Here is a 1,015-nt window from a genome sequence, read left to right on the forward strand (position 1 = left end):
TAAATATAAACTCCATAATAATTACCATTTAAACTGTTTCCAACAACATTACAGTTTAAAACCCCATTTAAATAAACTCCCGAAGAATTAGTAGCCCCCATTATATTAAAACCTTGAACTGTGATATTATTACAATTAAGGGTTAAAATAGGATTTAATTGATTCAAAGGTTGAATTATTGCATTTCCTCCAGAAACTGATACCAATGTAACTGTTTTATTAATTACAATATTTTCAGTGTAAATTCCACTACCCACTTGAATTGTATCATATGGTGAAGCGGCATTGATGGCAGATTGAATACTAGAATACGTCTTATTAGTGTTAATATCTACAACAGTATTACCAATAGCAACACTAGTTGTAATATTTTGATCATCCAAAGAAACATGGATAGTTGCTGTTCCTGTTGTGGCTGTTCCACGACTAAATGTTGCACTAGCCTTCCCATTACGCGTATATACAATACTACTAATAGTACCTAAGTTTGTCGTGAAATTAACGGGCAGACCATCTGGAACATTACCTTGCGAAGAAGTATCACTACCTGCGTTGTTATGAGCTAAATCTGCAGTAATTGTAGAGTTACCATTAGTACTTGTAGGATTTGCAGTTATTTTCAATATTAACCAGGGGTTGTAGGTTACTGTTCCCCCATTGTTATAAATATCACTTCCATTAGTTGCTGATACTACTGGATTGTTAGAACCCCACCAATTATTTATTGCGTTTGCCGTTCCATTCACTGAATTATACAATCCATATACATTATTCCCAACTATTTCATTGAAAGTAATAGCAGCAGAAGAATTAAGAAGGTAAACTCCATAATTACTACTTTTTATAACATTACTCTTAATTACATTATTATTTGAACCATTTTGAATGTTTAGCCCATGAGAAGTACTATTTATTATAATATTATTCTGGAATATGTTACTATCTGCATTATTTAATCCAATTCCATAAGAACCTGTATTTGTTATAGTGTTATTTTGAATAGTATTGTAATTAC

1 protein-coding gene is annotated in these 1,015 nt (G+C 31.5%); it reads right to left on the reverse strand.

Annotated features, from left to right (window positions below; all coding sequences use genetic code 11):
* Positions 1–1,015, reverse strand: a 1,015-nt coding sequence (locus EJ01_RS00025) for a right-handed parallel beta-helix repeat-containing protein (RefSeq protein WP_048192833.1), incomplete at both ends; no start/stop codon positions are given.

It is taken from the genome of Methanobacterium veterum (assembly GCF_000745485.1).
In the GTDB taxonomy this organism is placed as follows: Archaea; Methanobacteriota; Methanobacteria; order Methanobacteriales; family Methanobacteriaceae; genus Methanobacterium_D; species Methanobacterium_D veterum.